This is a genomic window from Flavobacterium sp. N502540 (genome assembly GCF_025947365.1).
In the GTDB taxonomy this organism is placed as follows: domain Bacteria; phylum Bacteroidota; class Bacteroidia; order Flavobacteriales; family Flavobacteriaceae; genus Flavobacterium.
This window is the reverse complement of the sequence record NZ_CP110012.1, coordinates 178285-197358: the sequence shown is the minus strand read 5'-3', so window position 1 is coordinate 197358 and position 19074 is coordinate 178285. Positions and strand designations below refer to the sequence as shown.

Genomic DNA, 19074 nt, shown 5'->3' with positions numbered 1-19074 from the left:
ATAGAAAATAGACTTTACCAAGTCTGAAATCTATATTCTATTCTCTCTGTTCTATTTTCTAATTTCTAAGCGGTTTTCCTTTAGTTAACATATATTGAATACGCTCCAGAGTTTTTCTTTCCGTACATAAACTCAAGAAAGCTTCACGTTCGATATCTAATAAATATTGTTCAGATACTAAAGTAGCTTCAGATAAATCACCACCAGCCATTACGTAAGCCAGTTTGTTTGCGATTTTTCTATCGTGCTCAGAAATGTATTTTCCAGCTTGCATTTGGTCAGTTCCTACTAAGAACATTCCAAGAGCCTGTTTTCCTAATACTTTTACATCCGTTCTTCTGATAGGTTGCGTATAACCTGCTTCAGCCATTAACAAAGCATGTTTTTTAGCTTCTGCAATCTGACGGTCTTTGTTGACTACGATAATATCTTTTCCGTGTTGCAAAAGTCCGGTATCAAAAGCTTCATAACCAGAAGTCGAAACTTTAGCCATAGCGATAGTCAGGAAATATTCCTGAAGAACGTTTAATTCAACGTCATTTTTACGGAATAAATCAGAAGCTCTTAAAGCCATTTCTTTAGATCCACCACCACCAGGAAGTACACCAACACCAAATTCCACTAATCCCATGTAAGTTTCAGCAGCAGCAACCACTTTATCAGCATGTAAGCTCATTTCGCATCCACCGCCAAAAGTCATTCCGTGAGGCGCTACAATAACCGGAATCGAAGAATAACGAACGCGCATCATCGTGTCCTGGAACAATTTGATCGCCATGTTCAATTCATCGTATTCTTGCTCCACTGCCATCATGAAAATCATTCCGATATTAGCTCCAACAGAGAAATTCGCTGCCTGATTTCCAATCACTAAACCTTGGTATTCTTTTTCAGATAAATCGATCGCTTTATTGATAGCCTGAAGTACATCGCCACCAATAGTATTCATTTTAGACTGGAATTCTAAGTTTAAGATTCCGTCTCCTAAATCTTCGATAATAGCGCCACTATTGCTCCAAACTTTTTTGCTTTCACGAATGTTGTTCAGGATAATGAATGAATCTTGTCCAGGAACTTTAGTTTGTGATTTTGTTGGAATATTATAGAAGAAAGTTGCTCCTTCTTTTACAGAATAGAAACTATCACTTCCGGAAGCTAACATTTCAGTAACCCAGGCAGCAGGCGCTAAACCTTCGGCTTTCATGATTTCAATTCCTTTTGCAACACCAATAGCATCCCAGATTTCGAATGGACCATTTTCCCATCCAAAACCAGCTTTCATGGCATCGTCAATTTTGTATAATTCGTCTGAGATTTCAGGAATTCTGTTGGAAACGTAAGCAAACATTCCGGCGAAACTCTTACGGTAGAATTCTCCCGCTTTGTCAGTTCCTTTTACTAAAACTTTAAAACGATTGATTGGTTTATCGATAGTTTTTGTTAGTTCAAGTGTAGCAAAATTTGCTTTTTTGGCAGTACGGTATTCTAAGGTATCTAAGTCTAAAGAAAGAATATCTTTGTCTACTTTTTTGTAGAAACCTTGCCCAGTTTTACTTCCTAACCAATTATTTTCCATCATTTTGTTGATGAAATCCGGAAGTTTAAACAATTCGTGTTGTTCGTCTATTGGGCAGTTTTCGTAAATACCGTTAGCAACGTGTACCAAAGTATCCAATCCAACCACGTCAACCGTACGGAAAGTAGCCGATTTTGGACGGCCAATTACTGGTCCGGTCAATTTATCCACTTCTTCGATCGTTAATCCCATTTCTTTTACTAAGTGGAATAAACTTTGGATTCCGTAAATACCAATTCTGTTTCCAATAAACGCCGGAGTATCTTTAGCAACAACCGAAGTTTTTCCTAAGAATTTAGATCCGTATTCGTTTAAGAAATCCAATACTTCAGTTGAAGTTTTTGGACCAGGAATAATTTCAAATAACTTTAAGTAACGCGCAGGGTTAAAAAAGTGAGTTCCGCAGAAGTGTTGTTGGAAATCTTCGCTTCTTCCTTCACTCATGAAGTGAATTGGAATACCGGAAGTATTAGAAGTAACCAAAGTTCCCGGTTTACGGAATTGCTCGATTTGTTCGAATACCAGTTTTTTAATATCCAGACGCTCCACAACTACTTCAATAATCCAATCAACATTGGCAATTTTTGCCATATCATCAGTCGTATTTCCAGTGGTAATTCGGTTTGCGAATTTTTGACTGTAAATAGGAGATGGTTTTGATTTTAATGAATTCGCCAGATGCTCATTTACTACTCGGTTGCGAACAGCTTTACTTTCAAGCGTTAATCCTTTTTTAGCTTCAGCTTCTGTCAACTCGCGTGGTACGATGTCAAGCAGTAAAACTTCAACACCAATATTGGCAAAATGGCAAGCTATTCCCGAACCCATAATTCCGGATCCAATTACAGCGACTTTTTTAATTGTGCGTTTCATAGTTAATATTTTGTTTTTTATTTGATTTGAATGTTCCTTATGAATTAAGGTTATTCATTTTCTGATTTTTCTGTTTGATTGAATATGTTCTTATCCTGAATTAATTCGTTTATGATTTCAGAAACCTCGATAAAATGGTTTAGTTTCTCATCAGAAACATGTTTTCTTACCGTTTCATTAAATTTCAGAACCGTATTTTTAGATAAATCTCTTTTTTCTTTTCCAAATTCAGTCAGGTAAATCAAAACACCACGACCATCAGTTGGGTTTTTTTTGCGAACAATCAAACCTTTATCTTCCATAGATTTCAATGTTCTGGTAAGACTTGTGGCTTCCATGCCCATTCGGGGCCCCAAAGCTGTCGATGGGGTTCCTTCTTCCTTATCTATACTCAAAAGGGCAAACCCGGTAGCCATTGTGGCATCGTACTTAGCAGCCTCTTCATTGTACATTCTTGATACAGCTTGCCATGTAGCACGCAGAATATAATCTATTGTTTTCTCTTTCATATGTAACTATATCGATTTCAAATATAACTAAAAAATACTATGCATGCATATAATTTTTTAATAATTTTTTGGTTAGTTAAAAAATCCCTTTGATTTATAGGGGTTTACGGTTAAAATTTAATTGAAATATACTATTCTTTTTTGATGTTTTAACAAAATTAATGCTGTAAAAATTGTTTTATGGTTTTAAAATAAGATAAAATTCTGCATTTTGTAAAAAATTATGGCTTTAATTCAATGGCGTTTTCGGGTTCATACCTTGAAATTGCCTTTTGAAGTATAGCTTTTACTCTATTTCTTAGATTTTCAGGTTTGATGATTTCGATCCCGTCGCCAAATCCTAAAAGCATACGTTCCATTTCGTAATTTGGAGAAATGAACAAGTGAACGATAATACTTTTGTCGTCATTTTCTTTAATGAGCCGCTGTGTATGATGCAGAGGTTTGGTTATCACATAAGGAGCGTTGGTTGCGTCTATCCAAAGTTCGATTTTTTTGGGTTGTAAACCTGTATTAACGGTTACCCCAATTACGTTTTTATAAAAGAGCTCTGCATCAAAGTTTTCTTCTAAATAGGGAATGTTGAAATCGTAATCTATGGATATAATTCTGTCCAGGGCTAAATTGGTAATCGGTTGTGAGCTTTTTTTCTTTCCTACCAAAAACCAACGGTTATTGAATTCCTTTAAAATAAAAGGGTGAAAATGAAATTTGCTTTCTTCCTGAGATTTAAACGATTTATAGGTAATAACCAAAGCCACCTTTTTGATGATGGCCTGATAAATCTCATCCAGATAATGAAGTCCTTTTAGTTTTTCATTTTTGTCGAGATAGATAACGGGTTTAGTATGCGATTTTTCGGCGTAGATTTTATCCTCCAAACGCTGTAGAATATCGGATACATCATTAAAGAGAGAGAAATCTTTAAACTGCTTTAACATCGAAACGGTCTCGGTGAGCACATTCATGTCCGTTTCGGTTAAGGGTATATCGGTTATGGTGAATTCGTCGTCTTCGTATTTATAGTACTTTTTATCATATACCACAATGGGGGCATTGTACCCCAGTTTTTCACTTCGCATGAGCTGAATATCCATCTGAATGGTTCGCTTGCTGATGGGGTTGGCACGGCCTTCGTATTCAAACAAAGCATCAGAGCAACATTCAATTAAGTCGTCTAAAGTCCATTGCCGGTATTTGTTTTGAAGACATTTGTCTATTGTTTTGTACCGAATTAAGGCATTTTTGTTTTGTGACATGGTTTGTATTTTTGGGCGTGTCCCTCCGGGTCGGGCTTTCGGCTATATCTTTTGTTCCGTTTCTCTTCACAAAAGGATACCGCCTCAATCCCTCACGCGCGTTTACGTTAATAAGGAAATCTCTTTTTCAATATTCAATCTTGCTTTCTTTTCATATAAATTCCTAAACTCATCCGTTTGAAAAATAAAATCGTTTTCCAGAAAATGTTTCAGCGCCTTAGCACGCCCGGGTTTGTAGAGAAAATCAGGATAAATGTGATACTCTTTTCTAATTTGCTCGAAATAGATTTTATAATCCTCCCAATCTTTAGCAAGGATCTTCAAATCAAAATCGATTAACCAGTTAATATCTTCAACTGTATTGTGTAAATGCTGTTGCGTAGCACAGATGGCATTAAAAATGAATTGTTTGTTTAGATTGATATTTTCAGGTAAAATGGACAAAGCGAATTCGGCACTTTTAAGTTCATTGTCTTTTCTGGAAGAAGAGTAAACAATATCATGATAAAAAATGGAGAGTAATACTTCATTCGGATTTTCAAGTTTATTCCGATAGACCCCATAGCTTTCCATCATTTCTTTTAAATGCGTGAGATTGTGATAATGCCTTGATTTTTTGGAATAGGCCTTTTCTAAATACATCCAGTTTTGCTGAATTTCATTCAGGGGAAATCCAATGTTCAAGAGTAAATCAGAATAGATTTTTTCTAAATTCATATGGTATTTTTTATTTAAATCTTATGAGAAGCTCTGTAAGAGCTAAGTATTTATAGCCAAATTATAACACAGAATCAAAAGCTCCAGCGGAGTGACATCTTTATTTTCCTTTCATTGATAGAATATGTCGCCCCGCTGGGGCTCATCAAATGCATTTGAAAAATCTATAGTTATAACGTCCCTCTGGGACTGATAGACTTTTTTCAAATTAATATTTACTCAAATTTAAAAATCTTTTTTTACTGCGCAAAATAATTGCGTAGTGGTTTTGAAATCTTTGCTCAAGAAATAAAACAAATAGTATTTCTAAAAAATGAAATAGAAATTTTACTACGCAAAATAACTGCGTATTGGTTTTGAAATCTTTGTTCAGAAATAAAAAACAAACGTTCATAGAAATTAAATAAAGAATAAAACAGGTCAAGTTTGAGTTACTTCAGAAAACTTTCCAACGTACACACTTACACCATTACCTTTTTATTTTACAATCATAATAGAGGCAGTAGCTCAGCGGTTAGAGCAGGTAGTTTTGAGATTATCGGCAAAAGGTCAATCAAAACTTACTTCGTACACTTCTAATGTCCGGGTCGTGGGTTCGAATCCCATCTGCTTCACTATTGATGATCAATTAAAACTTACTTCAGACAATTGGTAACTTTCGGTTCGAGTCCGAACAAGTTTTAAAATTATCATTAATAAACGAGGGTCAAGATTAACTTACTTCTTCGCGGTCGCCCGCTCCATTTTAGCTTAGTTAGTCTATTACACTCCAATTTAAGGTCAAGTGCTTCTTACTTCAGATCTTTTAGGTAGAATCAGAAGCACCATTATCTAAATTTTAAAAAATTAAAAAAATGAAAACAACAACATTGTTAAAAATCAGTTTACGTCAGAACGCTATTTTCATTCCATCAGAAATGATTAAGAATGACGTTAAAAATTTATCAGGAACAACTTCAGTTTTGTTAGCCAATGTTTCAAAACTTGGATTTACATTTTCAGAATCCTTACTTCATGCTTTAAACAATGTAAGTTCGACTTATAAAGTTGAGGTTTTAGAAGTTTTGAGAGAAGTTTTAGGAACTGATAAAAACTGGACACCATTGGTAAAAGAATGGAATGTTCCAACAGGAGAATCTGTTTTGGATCATATTATTACGTATTTCGGAAATGTTTTTAAAACTAAAAACGGAACAACTTTATCTTGCGGACATATAATTCCCGATAATACTTTTCCGTTAGAAAGATACAACGGTTGTCCCTTCTGTGGAACCCCTTTTGAATTTGGTAAAATCGAAAAAATGGGACAGGGAAGCAAATTAAAAATGCTGGAATTGTGGTCCGAAAAAGATTTAAATGATTTCTATATATCGTTATTGCAATCCAAAACCGCTTTAGACGCCACTCAGATAGATACCTTAAAAATGGTTATGCAGTACTTGCCTTTACCAAAAACCGAGGTAGCAATGAAGGAAACTTTAATGCTTGTAATCGATCTTTTGATTGAAAACGGTAAAGAAGACGAAGCATCGCAATTTTTGAAAACACCAACGGATATTTTAAGATATTTATGGTTTAAGAATACAGGAATGCTTCAGATCATCGAGCCAAAAACTATTGTTAAAAGAGCTGCTAAAAATGGACAGCATTTTCATACTGTTTTGGATACAAGTGTGCAGGCGAGAATGGCGTCTCAAAAAGATTTGAAATTGAAATATTCAAGAAAAGAATGTTTGATGGTTGCCAACTGGTTAAATAATATGGATATGGAAGTTGAAGCCATGTGCGAAACGATGCATCCAAAAAGAGGAATGTGGGTTCGTGTTATCCGTGCCTTGCGTTTGGCAGAATACAGCAAAAGAAAAGGATTTGAGAAATTGAATTTTTTAATGGATGTATTTTACAATCAGGTATATGACGTTTGGCAGGGAAAAGTAAATTCGTCAAGGCTAAAGTTTGATGCTGATAAAACATTTGCGTTGTTAAAGCAACGTCCGGGTTTGTTTGCCCGCTCTTTATTTTCGAATATGCTTTGGTTTGGAGCAGACGAAACGATTGCTCATTTTTCTGAAATTATCGATAAAGTTCCGGCTAGACTGATCTTTACGCTGAACATGTATGCGTCAAATTATTTTGATAAAAACATACAAAGAAGTGTAAAGCCTTTAGGAGGAACCAATAAAAGAGTAAACCCAAACGCATTGTTGAATTTGTATGACGAATTGCAGTTAGAGGAGATGAAAAATCAGATTGAGGATTTGTGTCTTTTGGCAATGAAAAAAAGATTCGCAGCGGTTAAAAATACCAATAAAACTATCTATATCGATCCGCAATTGTTTAACATTCCGGTTTCAATAGGAGATCGAAGTGATACGGTTCAGGATTTACCTGTAGCTTTAATGGGAACGCGTTTCCCGGTTGAAGGCAACGAAGTGCGATTGTTTATGCAGTGGGGTGCAGGTTTGCCTGCTCAACATCTGGATATGGATTTAAGCTGTCATATTGCCTACGAAGATCGTTCTGATATTTGTTCGTTTAGTAGATTGACGACTACGGGCTGTCAGCATAGTGGTGATATGAGAAGTATTCCGAATAAAATTGGAACTGCCGAATATATCAACATCAACATCGACGAATTGGCAAAAGCCAAAGCTAAGTTTGTGACTTTTACCTGCAATGCCTACAGCAACGGAAGTATCACGCCAAATCTGATAGTAGGTTGGATGAACAGTAAACACCCGATGAAAATTTCGGAGAAAACCGGAGTTGCTTACGATCCGTCTTGTGTGGATCATCAGGTTCGTGTGACGCAGAATGTGGCGAAAGGTTTGGTCTTTGGAGTTTTGGATGTAGCCAAAAGAGAAATCGTTTGGCTGGAAATGACTTTCGGAGGTCAGGTCGTACAAGGTTTGGACTTTAAAGGAGTTCAGGCTTTGCTTGCCAAATTGAACAGTAAATTGAATATAGGTAGTTTATTACAACTTAAAGCGGAAGCTCAAGGTTTAACAATCACCGAAGATCAAAATGCTGATGAGGTTTATACCGCCCAATGGGCGATGAATCCGGCAGTTGTGACACAATTATTAATTGATTAATGTTTGTAAACCCGACAGGTTTCAAAAGCCTGTCGGGTTTGATGGACAATGTTTGGAGGTATAAAGATGCAAAGGTTTAATGTTTCACGCAGATTTAAAAAGATTTCTGCTGATAAGCGCAGATTATTTATAAAAATCATTTTTAGATCTGCTCGAATCTGCAAAATCTGCGAGAAAAAAAACTACGCAAAATAACTGGAGGTACAGAGGTTCAGAGAGGTAAAGGTTCAAAGGTTTAATGTTTCACGCAGATTTAAAAAGATTTCAGCTGATAAGCGCAGATTATTTATAACAAATCATTTTTAGATCTGCTCGAATCTGCAAAATCTGCGTGAAATAAAAACTACGCAAAATAACTGCGCAGCAGTAGAGAACCTTTGCACCTATAAACCTCTGCAACTTTGCCCCTTTAAAAAAAAAAAGAAACAATGAAAACACAAATAAACGGTACAGAAATATTAGAATTAGGATTTCCGGAAGGAAAAATAATCGGGATTGCCTTAAAAATAAACAGCAAAAGAAACGGATTTACAAGAGACGAAATGATTGCTCATTACAAAAACGTCTTAGAAACTCCGGAGAATTATATAGACGATAAAGTGTTCAGCAAACTGGCGGTTGCTTTAATCGAAAAATCGAATGAAAAACCGGAAGATTTCATTGCTTTAAATCAAAATCCAAACGCGTATTCGGCTTACGGGCTGGATCATATCGAAGACGGAGCCAGAAAACAAATGGAAGTAGCTATGAAATTACCGGTTACCGTTGCCGGAGCTTTAATGCCCGACACGCATCAGGGTTACGGATTACCAATTGGCGGAGTTCTGGCCACAAAAAATGCCATTATTCCGTATGGTGTTGGAGTTGATATTGGGTGTAGAATGGCGTTGTCGGTTTATGATATCCCGGAAGATTTTTACTTTGAAAACGAAGCCAAATTCAAAAAAGAATTGATTAAGAATTCTATTTTTGGAGCGGGCCACGGATTTCACGGTCAGTACAAATCAGATCATGCGGTTTTGGAGAATGAGACTTTCAATATGAATCCGTTTGTGAAAAACTTAAAAGATAAAGCCTGGTCGCAATTAGGATCTTCGGGTGGTGGAAATCACTTTGTGGAATTCGGAATCATGGAGTTTGCTCAGGACGATGCTGTATTGAATATTCCAAAAGGAAAATATGTCGCTTTGTTAACGCATTCGGGTTCAAGAGGAATGGGAGCTACAATCGCCGGACATTATACTAAAATTGCAAAAGAGGTTTGTAAACTTCCGGAAGTGGCGAAAAACTTAGCCTATTTAGATATGAACACCCAACTGGGACAGGAATACTGGATGGCGATGAATTTGGCGGGAGATTATGCTTCGGCATGTCACGAGATTATCCATAACAAAATGGAACGTGCTTTAGGAGCGACGATTTTAGCCAAAGTCGAAAACCATCATAATTTTGCATGGAAAGAAATCTGGAACGGCGAAGAAGTGATCGTGCATAGAAAAGGAGCAACTCCGGCCGGAAAAGGCGTGATGGGAATCATTCCGGGAAGTATGACCGCACCGGGATTTTTGGTGAGAGGAAAAGGGGAGGAGAACGCGATCAATTCGGCTTCGCACGGAGCGGGAAGACAAATGAGCCGAACTCAGGCGATTAAAAACATTACAGCAACAGAGATGAAATCAATCCTGAGCGATCATGGCGTTACGCTTATCGGGGCAGGTCTGGACGAAGCGCCAATGGCTTATAAAGATATCCATCAGGTGATGAAAGCGCAGGAGGATTTAGTGGATGTAGTGGCTAAATTTACACCTAAATTAGTGAGAATGGCGGATGATGGGAGTAAGGAGGATTAGTGGTCAGTGATCAGTTTTTAGTGTTCAGTCGCAGTTTTCAGTGTGGAGGTGTGTTTTTAGTGATCAGTCGCAGTCGCAGTTTTCAGAGTAGGAGCGTACAGCAGTGTGTTTAACGCTTTGTGGTAATTTTAACCGCAAAGAAGGCTAGGATTTACGCAAGGTTCGCAAAGGTTCTTCCCATTTTTGTCATTTCGACGTAAGGAGAAATCTCCACAAGGAGCTCCGCAACGTGAGTCCAATCTTTGTAGAGTTTCTTGCTAAGATTTCTCCTTACGTCGAAATGACAAATATTACGCTAAAAAAAAATAATAAAAAAAGACTCAAAGAGCAAAAACCTCTGAACCTTTGCCTCTTTGAGCCTTTGCAACTTAAAAAAAATAATTCGGTTCCAATGAGGAAGAAACCTTAGCCTCTCAGAACCTTAGCAACTTTAAAAAAAATGACATATATAGACATAGGTATTAACCTAACCAACAAACAATTCCAAAACGACACAGACGATGTCGTACAAGACGCACTCGATGCCGACGTATCGCAGATGATCCTCACGGGCACAAGCATACGAAACAGTGAAGAATCCGCTAAGATGGCGAGGCAGTACCCGGGCGTACTGTATGCGACAGCAGGAATACACCCGCATGATGCGAAGAGTTTCGATGCACAGAGTATTTCGAAACTTCGAAAACTATTAGAACTAAAACATGTAGTTTCGGTTGGCGAATGCGGACTCGATTTTGATCGTGACTTTTCGCCCAGAAATGTGCAGGAAACCTGTTATAAAGCCCAACTCGAATTGGCGATTGAAGTACAGAAACCTTTGTTTTTGCACGAAAGAGCAGCTTTTACAAAGTTTATGGATATTACCAAAGACTATTTACCGCAATTGCCCAAAGCCGTGGTCCATTGTTTTACGGGAACGCTGCAAGAAGCCAAAACCTATCTCGATAACGGATTTTATCTGGGTTTTACCGGAGCGATTTCTGATACCAAACGTTTCGCTCATTTAAAAGAAGTCATTCAATACGTACCGCTCGACCGCCTGATGATCGAAACCGATGCGCCGTTTATGCTTCCTAAAAATGTACCGAACAGCCTTTTGAAGAAATATCACGAACGCCGTTGCGAACCTGCTTTTCTGCCTTTTGTGGCCGGCACCATTGCACAGTTTAAAGGAATTACTTTAGCTAAAGTGGCGGAAGAAACGACACGAAATTCTAAAAGCTTTTTTGGGATTTAGAATTATAATTTAATTAGTTTTTACCACAGATTTGCAAAATTACTTTGTGAGTTTGTGGTTTTTTATTTGTTAATTTGAAACCGTGTTGCAACTACTATACGCGCCTATAAGCAATAAAATTTTAAACATTTCAATTCCCAAAAATAGATTGATTAATGACTTATAAATCAATATACTTTCAAAGTAATAAAATAATGCTGCTTGCATTTATCGCTTTAGCATTTTCATGTAAAAAAGAAGTAAAAGCAGTATATAAAAAGAATACTAAAGACACGGTTTCTACTGTAGAACCAAAAGAAGAAAAAGTAATTCTCACCGAAATTGAAAGCAATCTTTTAAAAAGACTTATAAACGAAGAGATTGGCGAACAAAAGTATAAGGAAATGCAAATAAACGAATCTCCTTATTATGTAAGCTTTGCTAATGATGGCGATCCATATACAGTTTCATTTGCTATTATTGAAAAAGGTGATTTTAATAATGATGGAATCATTGATTATGTAATATATCGATCGTCTGAAGGAATGTTGGGAGGAAATGTAAACACCAATAATGAGTTCGTTTTTTATATTATGAAAGATGAAATTAAGGAGAAAGAATCGCATCGTATTTTAGGATATGCCCCTTTTTCATATAATATTATTGACGAAGCAGATTTTGTCGATAATAAATTAAAAGTGGAGGTTACACAAAACTTTAGAACGTATTCAGGTCAGGATTTAAAATCTACAAACTTATCTTTTATCTACAAAAATGGGAATGTATACGAAGAATCGTATTTGTCCAGTTGTAAAATGGCAAAATTAAAATCGAAAACTATTTTTAATGCCATTCCTGAAGTAGAAAAACGTACCAGAAGCATCGAAATGCACAATTATACCGAAACTATATCAGAAGTATACAAAAAGAATGATACCATAATTAAGGCAAGTGTAGAAGGTTGTGATAATTTGACTTTAGAATTTAGTACGTCTTATAAAAAAGTAGAACCCGACAAAATAGATGATACTGAATTTAGAAAAGAAACTGCGTTACAATTATTAGGTTTTTTAGCTGAAAACACTCAGTTTTCAAAAGAAATTAACATAGTAAGAAAGTATTATCAAAATAATGCTATAACCGAGGATTTTATCGAAAAGATAAAAGGATATAAATTTGCGGTTTTTATTCATAAAAACGATGAAGACAAAGAAGAATTAGAAATTTCAGTTCAAATTAATAAAATAGATAACCCTTACCAAAAAGAAAATTGGGAGATCACTACCCGCAATAAAACAGCTCCAAAAGAAGATGAAGACTATTAAATAGCAGTTTTATTACTTAGCAATTTTATTTGTTGACTTCTAAGTCAGGTATTTGTGCTTGATTTGAAGGCTTTTTGTTTATTTACATTGAAAACAATCATGAAAGAAAAAATATTAGAAAAATTAAAAGAAATAGAAAAGCAGAAAGAGGTAGAGGTACTTTTTGCAGTAGAATCTGGAAGTCGTGCGTGGGGATTTGCTTCTCCGGACAGCGATTATGATATTCGTTTTATATACAAACACAAACCAGAATACTATTTGTCGCTTTGGGAACAACCGGACGTTATCGAGTTCATGACCGAAGATGACCTTGATGGTTCTGGATGGGATTTACGTAAATCTGTAAAGTTATTAGCAAAATCTAATACAGCTTTGATTGAGTGGTTGTTTTCGCCAGTTGTGTATTTTCAGGAGGATGATTTTGTAAAACAAATGCAAGATTTAGCCGTTGAATGTTTTTCACCAATAGCGGTTTTACACCACTATTTAGGAACAACGAAAAACTTTATGGAAGTTTGCGAAATGGAAGAAGTAAAACTAAAGAGTTATTTCTACGCTTTAAGAACAGCTTTAGCAGGAAAATGGATTATAGAAAAGAATACTTTTCCACCCGTTGCTTTTGCCGATTTATTGCCAATTGCACCACAAAATATACAAGAGAAAATAATAGAGTTGCAAAATATAAAAGCCCATCAGGACGAAAAATATTTGCACCCTAAAGAAACTTTAATAACCGATTTTTTATTGGAAACAATACAATTTAATCAAGAGAATGCAAGTCAGTTAGGAAGTGGGAATAAGATAAATGAAGAGTTGGATTTGTTTTTTAGAAGAGAAACATTTAAGAATAGTTTAGTTTAAAATTTCAGTAAAATGACCATCCAAAATTTAAAATCCCAAAACCTAATCCTATTCGAAGTTATTTCGGGTAGTAGATCTTTTGGGTTAAATACACCAACATCCGATACCGATATTAAAGGGGTCTATTATCTGCCAAAAGAAAAATTCTTTGGGTTAGATTATATTCCGCAGGTTAGTAATGAGACGAATGATGAGGTTTATTACGAAATAGGGCGTTTTGTAGAATTATTGCTTAAAAATAATCCTAATATTTTGGAAATTTTAGCTTCACCGGAAGATTGTATTTTGTACAAACATCCGCTGATGGAGCGTTTACAATTAGGAGATTTTTTGTCTAAACTCTGCAAAGATTCTTTTGCAGGTTATGCCGTAACTCAGATCAAAAAGGCGAGAGGTTTAAACAAGAAAATTGTAAATCCAATGCCAAAGGAAAAGAAAAACCTTTTGGACTTTTGTTATGTTTTAAATGGATACGAAACAGTTTCTTTATTGGCATTTTTAAAAGAGAATAACTGGAATCAGGAACAAATAGGTTTAGTAAATCTGCCTAATTCAAAAGGAATGTTTGCCATGTTTTATGACGAAAATAAAACTTTAGGCTATAAAGGAATTATTCAGAAAGAAACCTCCAATGAAGTTTCGCTTTCATCAATTCCAAAAGATGAAAAGCTAATGGGTTACTTGTCTTGTAATCAGGATGGCTATTCAAAGTATTGCAAAGAATATACTGAATACTGGAATTGGATTGAGAAGCGTAACGAAGATCGTTACAATACGAATCAGCAGCATGGAAAGAATTATGACAGTAAAAACATGATGCATACTATCAGACTTTTACAAACTGCGGAACAGATTTTGTCCACTGGAAAATTAAATATCAGAGTTTCTAATCGGGATGAATTATTAGATATAAAAGCAGGAAATAAAGAATACGATGATTTATTAGAAATGGCCGATCAATTAATTGCTTCAATCGAAAGTCATTACGTAACTTCAAATCTTCCTGACAAACCTGATGAAGAAAAGGCCGTTCAAACTCTAATCAAAATTAGAGAAGAATTGTATAAATAAGGAAAAGCCTGCTTTTGATGTATTAAAAAGATTCTTTGCTGTACTGTTCTAAAATTTGATCTTCTAAGGGGCACACAAACAATAAATGTGTCCCTTTTTGAGCAGAAACAATTTTAAAAGTGCCATGTATGGCTTCCATTCGAAGCGACATATTGTTGATACCATTTCCTTTTTGAATCGTTTCAGAAAATCCGATACCGTCATCGATGATTTCAATTTTAAACGAAATATCAGATTCCTCAAATCTAATCAGTAGGTTAGTGGCCTCACTGTGTTTGTATACATTGTGTACGGCTTCTTTTACTACCAAAAAGAGATTTCTTCTGGCTTTTACAGATAAATTGGTTTCTTTTTCAATGATATTCGAATCTAGCTGAAATGTTATAGTCGTTTTGTCTAAAAAACGTTTGACATAGAGACTCACATATTCTATAAAATTACCAATAGTATCATTTTGAGAATTCAGACTCCAGAGAATTTCTCTCATGGCTAAATTCATATCTTCTGAAGTAGTTATAATGACTTCCAGATCTTCCGAAAAACTTTCTTCAGGCATTTTATATTTTAAAAATTCTGCCTGAAGTTTTATGGCCGAAATTCCGGCACCAAGATCATCATGCATATCCTGCGAAATACGCTCTCTTTCTACTTGAATTGCTTTCTGACGTTCTAATTCTTTCTGCAGCAACTGGTTTTGAAACTCGCTTTCTTTGATTTGGTTTTCCTGCTGCTGAATAAGCTGTTTTTTGTTGTAAATAAACACGACGATAATTATAAAACAAACAAAAAGTAGCATCACTATGATGGCAATGATATAAGTAAGTTTTATTTCGTGAGGCAGCTCGCTCATTTAGTTGAGGTTTTTGTGATTCGCTCATATTTTATAAGGGCATAATAAAATAGAGCATACATGATAAAATTGACTACAGAGCTAATTTTTTTTAGAATTTCTAAGAAAAACAGATCTTCCTTTTCGAATAAATACATAGGTGTAAACCTAAAAATAATGTAAGTACTCCAGAAAAGTAAAGCGGTTGAAATCCAGAAATTCTGATCGTCGGTAATCTTACCTTCAACCGGAATTTGAAGTTTTTGATAAAACCACAAAATGGAATTAAAAATGTAGAATAAAGCTACCAATATTCCTAGTTGTGGTAAAAACTTTGTGCTTAGAATATCAATAAAAATGAAACAGTAAGATAAAAGGATGAATGCAACAAATAATCCAATTCGCTTAAAATTTCCGATATAGATTTTTGAAAAATAGATTCCAAAAAATAGAATGCAGGATATTGCATATATATTATAATAAACGGCAAAGTCAAATTGCTTTAAGTAGGCTTTAATTTCTCCAAAGACTTCTAAACTTAAAGTCCCAATTAGATAAATACCCAAATAGTTTTGAGCAGGAAATGTATATTTCCAGCCCAAAACTATTGCTTTTAGTGTTGTTATGCTTAAACAACTTATGTAAACAATTTGTAATACTTCCATTTAGTTAAGGATAAACTCTTCCAAAGTCGTATGCTTGAGCTCTGCCTTTTGAAACACTTTGTGCACGAACAACGATACTCAATTTATTTTGATTTGTAGGCTCTTCAGCGGTTTCTTCAAATTTAATCATTTCAAAAAACAATTCTGAGTAACTAGATTCAGGTTTAGAGTTAATTAAAAAATGCTTTAGAATAAAAAAGTAGAGGTCTTTAAGTTTATAACTAACTGCTTCTGTATTTTTGATTTGGAGATCACCAATCCTGGTTTGTGTATTAATTGTTTGAAGTAATTTATTTTTATAATTGTTACTATATTTTATAAAGTCTTCTTTCTCAATTTTTTCTATTTTTTTAGCCTTAATTTTGAAAAAGAAATCTTTATCTCCAAATTTTTCGGTTTCTACAGAAGATATAGAAAAACAAATTGAAAATTGATCATTATCATCTTGTATGAAGTATATTTTAAAGTAATCTAATTTCTTCTTTTCTTCTACAGGGGCATTATCATAAGAACTAGATATTTCAGAAATGAAATTTTCTGAATCGATACAGAAATCATAAATCATATTCTTTATTGCTAGTTTTCTTAAGGCTTTATTTCTTGAATCAACCTCCACATCCGGCATAGTTTTAAGAACTAGCGGTGGTGATTTTTCAAATTTTTTTAAAAATGCTTTTTTAGTAACTTTTTCTTGTAGTTTTAGTGTGTCCATAATTTCTAGTTTTTGGTGTTAAACTTGTTAATTGCTTCAATTTTGTTACTTACCTGTAGCTTTCGGTAGATATTGCCAATGTGTTTTTTAATGGTGTCGATGGTGACATTTTTTTTATCGGCAATTTCTTTGTAGAGAAGTCCCTGCGCCAGCAAGTCAAGAACTTCTTTTTCGGTTACAGTCAGTAACGATAAGGTTTGTACTTGTACTTTTGTTTCCTGAAAATGTTGTAAAACGCGCTTTGCAATCGCAAAACTCATAGGGGCACCGCCTTTGTGAGCTTCCTGAATCGCCTGAATTATCTTGTCTAGCGGATCTCCTTTTACCAGATAACCACTTGCACCTGCACGTAATGCCGAAAATATTTTTTCGTCATTTTCAAAACTGGTGCACATAACAAAGGTTGTGCCTGGCATTACGTCTGTTAATTTAAAAACAAGATCAATACCTGATAAATCCTGCAACTGAATATCCATTAAAACCACGTCTGGTTCCAGGGCTTCCAGTTTTTGCAAAGCATTTTTACCGTTAAAAAACTGAGCCACACATTCCATATCCTGTTGGAAATCGATGATATTTTTTAAGGCCTGATTGTAATTCTTATCATCCTCTACTATGGCTACTTGTATCTTCATGGCGTTACATTTTCTTTTACAAAGTTGTACAATAAGTTCATTGACCGCAATTACCCTTTTGGGTGATATTAGAAATTAACTCAAAAAAGACAAATGGTATTTATAGAATAAACTTACAAAAAATAAAGTGAGAATTGTAAAAAATAAAATATCACCCAAAAGGGTAATTGATTGATATACTGTTATCAGGATACTTTTGAGATGTTAACTAAAAACATAGAAATCATGAAAACAATTAAAGTAAAAGTTAGAATTAGTGATGGATTAGCACCCCTGCCAATTAGAGTTGAAATCAAAAATATAGACACTCGTAAAGAAATTGAGTATGAATCTCCAACTTCTTTTAATCAAGATTTTAATATAGAAAGCGGTCGCTATACCCTTAAACTATTTGGAATGAACGCTATAAATGGAAAAACAGAAATTGAGTTAGTGGGTAGTTTTACCAGAGGACCATTTCATAATGCTAAAAGAGTGACAACGAAGCCATTCATTACTGAATTATTTTATTTCGAAATTTAAATAAACAGATCATGAAAAAATACTTTATATGTTTTTTAGCTTTATTGGTGTCTAATATTGTACTAGCTCAAAATGATACAATTCAAAAGCTTAGAGAGATGACCGAGAAATCAAAATCTGGGAACTATAAAGATATACTTTCCAGTATTTTTCAATTAGGAACTAGTAATTTAACGGGGCCAAACAAAAGTGTTGAATTTAATTCTACCTTATACGGTATCAAATCTATTTTTTGCGAGAATATCACAAAAGATATAGTTTTTTCTAAACAGAAATTTTCAAGAAATTTAGAGTTCAATACCAAGCTTAATTTTGATGAACAATTTAATTACAAAGGATTTTCTGGCGGAATTACTTACGCTGTATTTAATAAGAGAGACGAAGACGTTGTCAATTTTGCAAAAACTGTGCTTGCACTTGAATATAAATTTTGGAGGAGTGAATTGTCTAAAATATATGATAAACTTGTTGATGAATTAGATAAAACAGATAACAAGGAGTTAAGTGCAAATATAAAAGCTATAAACATAGCAACCTCTATACTGAAAGATAAAGAATTTGATAAAATAGATGAATTAAGTAAATCAAATCCTTATTTTGATCAAATCCTTACTGAGTTTGAAAACCGGAACAAATCGATAAAATTGAAAGATTATATTGAAAAAATTCATGAATTAAGAAAAGATGAATATTCCGATCTTGAAAAAAAAGCATTATGGACACTTTCTTTAAATGGAACTACTAACGATAAGGGAAATAATAAGAAACTTACCTTCGGGACTGTTTTTTTAAAAGGTTTTAAACAGCTGGAATTAGATATTAGATCAAATTTAATTTACTCCGACACTTTAATAGAGAAGAGTGTTCAAAGATTAGAATCGAGAAATTCTGCCGGTCTTAACTATAAAATGTTTAAAAGAAATGAACAAAGTGTATTTGAAATAAAATTATATATGGAGTATAATTCGATTTTGAAAAATAAATTAGCTGATGAAAAAAAGAATACTTTTTTAGCGAGTTCCGATTTCAGAATTCGTGTAACTAAAGATATTTGGATTCCTTTAACGATCAAGTATGATATTGAGAAATCTAATTTTCTTGGTTTTTTGAATATTACTTATAATTTTGGAAATTCGGATGCAAATGGTGACCTCAAGTTAAATAAACTTTAATTATAAAGCCTAATAATTTGATAAAAAACACTGCTGTGCAAAATAATTGTACAGCAGTGTTTTTATTTTGGAACTTGAGAAAAAGCTTTTGTTTAAATCAGGTGTTTTTACTTGGTTTGAAGGCTTTTTGTTTATATATATTTGAGAACAAAAATTAGTAATTTACTATAGATTATGGTAAACCGTA

Annotated in this window: 16 protein-coding genes and 1 tRNA gene; 9 read left to right on the top strand and 8 right to left on the bottom strand. The window is 34.4% G+C overall.

Going from position 1 to position 19074, the window contains the following annotated elements:
* Positions 1-58: 58 nt before the first annotated feature.
* From OLM58_RS00855 to OLM58_RS00840, 4 genes are all read right to left on the bottom strand, one after another.
* Positions 59-2449 (bottom strand): 3-hydroxyacyl-CoA dehydrogenase/enoyl-CoA hydratase family protein, encoded by a 2391-nt coding sequence (locus OLM58_RS00855; RefSeq protein ID WP_264530816.1) that lies wholly within the window; start codon positions 2447-2449, stop codon positions 59-61.
* Between the two features lie 50 nt (positions 2450-2499).
* Positions 2500-2958 (bottom strand): MarR family winged helix-turn-helix transcriptional regulator, encoded by a 459-nt coding sequence (locus tag OLM58_RS00850; RefSeq protein ID WP_017496101.1) that lies wholly within the window; start codon positions 2956-2958, stop codon positions 2500-2502.
* 221 nt (positions 2959-3179) lie between these two features.
* A complete protein-coding gene (locus OLM58_RS00845; protein ID WP_264530815.1) occupies positions 3180-4217 on the bottom strand; it encodes a helix-turn-helix transcriptional regulator in 1038 nt (345 codons plus the stop codon).
* 102 nt (positions 4218-4319) lie between these two features.
* Positions 4320-4934 carry a hypothetical protein gene (locus OLM58_RS00840; protein WP_264530814.1) on the bottom strand — a complete coding sequence of 205 codons (615 nt, stop codon included), beginning with the start codon at positions 4932-4934 and terminating at the stop codon, positions 4320-4322.
* 496 nt (positions 4935-5430) lie between these two features.
* On the opposite strand from OLM58_RS00840, the gene OLM58_RS00835 reads away from it, so the two are divergent.
* The 7 genes from OLM58_RS00835 to OLM58_RS00805 all read left to right on the top strand — a co-directional run bounded on the left by OLM58_RS00835 (position 5431) and on the right by OLM58_RS00805 (position 14352).
* Positions 5431-5548 (top strand) — tRNA-OTHER (locus OLM58_RS00835).
* A gap of 240 nt (positions 5549-5788) precedes the next feature.
* A complete protein-coding gene (locus OLM58_RS00830) occupies positions 5789-8029 on the top strand; it encodes a hypothetical protein (protein WP_264530813.1) in 2241 nt (746 codons plus the stop codon).
* 428 nt (positions 8030-8457) lie between these two features.
* Positions 8458-9879: an RtcB family protein gene (locus tag OLM58_RS00825; protein WP_264530812.1), complete on the top strand. Its 1422-nt coding sequence runs from the start codon at positions 8458-8460 to the stop codon at positions 9877-9879.
* A gap of 439 nt (positions 9880-10318) precedes the next feature.
* Positions 10319-11116, top strand: a complete 798-nt coding sequence (locus OLM58_RS00820; RefSeq protein WP_264530811.1) for a TatD family hydrolase — start codon at positions 10319-10321, stop codon at positions 11114-11116.
* A gap of 155 nt (positions 11117-11271) precedes the next feature.
* The gene (locus OLM58_RS00815) at positions 11272-12420 is read left to right on the top strand and encodes a hypothetical protein (protein WP_264530810.1); all 1149 of its coding nucleotides are present in this window, start codon (positions 11272-11274) and stop codon (positions 12418-12420) included.
* A 99-nt stretch (positions 12421-12519) separates the two neighbouring features.
* The gene (locus tag OLM58_RS00810) at positions 12520-13281 is read left to right on the top strand and encodes a nucleotidyltransferase domain-containing protein (RefSeq protein WP_264530809.1); all 762 of its coding nucleotides are present in this window, start codon (positions 12520-12522) and stop codon (positions 13279-13281) included.
* 12 nt (positions 13282-13293) lie between these two features.
* The gene (locus OLM58_RS00805) at positions 13294-14352 is read left to right on the top strand and encodes a nucleotidyltransferase domain-containing protein (RefSeq protein WP_264530808.1); all 1059 of its coding nucleotides are present in this window, start codon (positions 13294-13296) and stop codon (positions 14350-14352) included.
* A 22-nt stretch (positions 14353-14374) separates the two neighbouring features.
* Here the strand turns inward: OLM58_RS00805 and OLM58_RS00800 are convergent, their stop codons facing one another.
* From OLM58_RS00800 to OLM58_RS00785, 4 genes are read right to left on the bottom strand one after another with little or no spacing between them, the layout of a single operon-like run.
* A complete protein-coding gene (locus OLM58_RS00800; protein WP_264530807.1) occupies positions 14375-15202 on the bottom strand; it encodes a sensor histidine kinase in 828 nt (275 codons plus the stop codon).
* Positions 15199-15846 (bottom strand): hypothetical protein, encoded by a 648-nt coding sequence (locus OLM58_RS00795; protein ID WP_264530806.1) that lies wholly within the window; start codon positions 15844-15846, stop codon positions 15199-15201. Before OLM58_RS00795 ends, OLM58_RS00800 begins: the two co-directional genes overlap by 4 nt.
* 4 nt (positions 15847-15850) lie before the next feature.
* Positions 15851-16558, bottom strand: coding sequence for a hypothetical protein (locus tag OLM58_RS00790; protein WP_264530805.1), 708 nt, complete (start codon positions 16556-16558; stop codon positions 15851-15853).
* Between the two features lie 5 nt (positions 16559-16563).
* A complete protein-coding gene (locus tag OLM58_RS00785) occupies positions 16564-17193 on the bottom strand; it encodes a response regulator transcription factor (protein ID WP_017496092.1) in 630 nt (209 codons plus the stop codon).
* Between the two features lie 225 nt (positions 17194-17418).
* Here OLM58_RS00785 and OLM58_RS00780 point away from each other — a divergent pair, with 225 nt between their 5' ends.
* Together OLM58_RS00780 and OLM58_RS00775 are read left to right on the top strand one after the other, a co-directional pair.
* Complete coding sequence (locus OLM58_RS00780; protein ID WP_264530804.1) at positions 17419-17715, top strand: hypothetical protein; 297 nt, start codon at positions 17419-17421, stop codon at positions 17713-17715.
* 11 nt (positions 17716-17726) lie between these two features.
* Positions 17727-18887: a hypothetical protein gene (locus tag OLM58_RS00775; protein ID WP_264530803.1), complete on the top strand. Its 1161-nt coding sequence runs from the start codon at positions 17727-17729 to the stop codon at positions 18885-18887.
* Positions 18888-19074: the final 187 nt, after the last annotated feature.